The sequence below is a fragment of the Cupriavidus sp. 05T313 genome, assembly GCF_056396665.1.
Genome location: NZ_JBFTLX010000487.1, coordinates 1 through 1,683, shown reverse-complemented (window position 1 = coordinate 1,683; position 1,683 = coordinate 1). Strand labels below are relative to the sequence as shown.

Genomic DNA, 1,683 nt, shown 5'->3' with positions numbered 1-1,683 from the left:
GACTTTCTTCTTGGCCTTGGATGCGTTCCGCCTTCRGGCGCCGGGCACCTTCTTCTTTTCGCCGATGCGGCTTTCCTTGCCCGCCAGCAGCTTGCCGATATTCTGGCGATGGCGAACCACCAGCAATACGCTGATCGCAAAGACCGCGCCGGCGATCACGTCCACGCCCTGCATCAGCACATAGAAGAAGGGCGCGAAGACCGCGGACACCAGCGCTGCCAGCGACGAATAGCGGAARAAGAATGCCATGATCAGCCAGGTGGCCATCGTGCCCGCACCTAGCAGCGGGTCGATGGCGAACAGGATGCCGGCTGCGGTAGCCACGCCCTTGCCGCCGGCGAAGCGGAAGAAGACCGGGAACAGGTGGCCCAGGAAGACCGCCACGGCCACCAGCGCGATACCGGTGTCGTCGAGGCCGTAGGCCGGGCCGAAACGCTCCGCCAGCCAGACCGCCAGCCAGCCTTTCAAGGCGTCGCCGATCAGCGTCAGTACGGCGGCTTTCTTGTTGCCGCTGCGCAGGACGTTGGTGGCGCCAGGATTGCCGGAACCGTAGGTGTGCGGGTCAGGCAGGTTCATGGCCTTGCTGACCACGACGGCGAAGGAAATGGAGCCGATCAGGTAGGCGGCGAGGGTGAAGATTAGGTTGGCCATTTGGGGGAACCGGGTATTTGAGGCTGGCGGGATTGTAGCGTGGAAGGGGGGTGGGGGGCGGGCTATGGCGGTGTGCGAAACGGTTGGCTTTTGATTTTGGCGGTGTTGGTTGTTGCACCCAACAGCGTACGACATCCCCCTGCGGGGGACGCCGGTCACTCTTCTTTGCTTCGGCAAAGAAGACTAACGAGAAGAAAGCCGACCCTGCCGGGGGCAGAGCAATCAGGCTTGTGGGCCTCGGTGGTTGCGTCGTACGGCCCTGAGTGTTGGCTGGCGTGCCTTACTGACTCGAAGGGCAGCGCAATCGCATGACCCATGGGTTTCGTGGTGGGGCCCCTGACCTCGTGCGCGGTGCCTGCTCCCACATCTGCYGTTCGCGGCGCGAATTGCTGCAGCGTATCGTGCCTTGCTGGTTTCGTGGTTTTGTCTCTGACGGCGAATAGCGTGCCAATTGACACCCTGCCGTACCGGCGCTGGCCGTGACTGAATACAACCGTCTTCGTTTCTGGGTGGGCACCGTGGCCCGGTCAGCGAAGACGGAAGGATCTGGCGACGGTGTTGGGCGGTTCGCYGCCACTTCATGAGCGAGGCTGCCGGCAATTGAGCACGGGCCACCGCGCCCACCACGAAACCCATCATTGCGAAATTGCGCAGCGCCCACCTCCGCGAACGGCAGGGACTGAACAATCACTGCGCTTGCCGTCAGAGACAAAACCACGAAACCAGTAAATCTCGAAGATTCGCGGCCGTTTGCACCGCGTACGGCAGATGGCCGAATGGGCAGGGCATCCGCCATCAGGGGCTGCACCACGAAACCCGTGTGGCGCGCAGTGGTGCAGCGGGGAAACCGGTAGGACATGTCAGCCGAAGCCACTGCCCGCACGACGGAATCACCGCCGCCGAACAGCCTGATTGCTCTGCCCCCGGCAGGGTCGGCTTTCTTCTCGTTAGTCTTCTTTGCCGAGGCAAAGAAGAGTGACCGGCGTCCCCCGCAGGGGGATGTCGTACGCTGTTGGGTCCAACAACCAACAC

At 62.8% G+C, this 1,683-nt stretch carries 1 protein-coding gene; it reads right to left on the bottom strand.

Features of this window, described 5'->3' with window-relative positions; translation table 11 throughout:
• Positions 1-651 (bottom strand): glycerol-3-phosphate 1-O-acyltransferase PlsY (plsY, locus tag AC1DKD_RS41100; RefSeq protein ID WP_477144732.1); only part of this gene is annotated, 651 nt, incomplete at its 3' end.
• Positions 652-1,683: the final 1,032 nt, after the last annotated feature.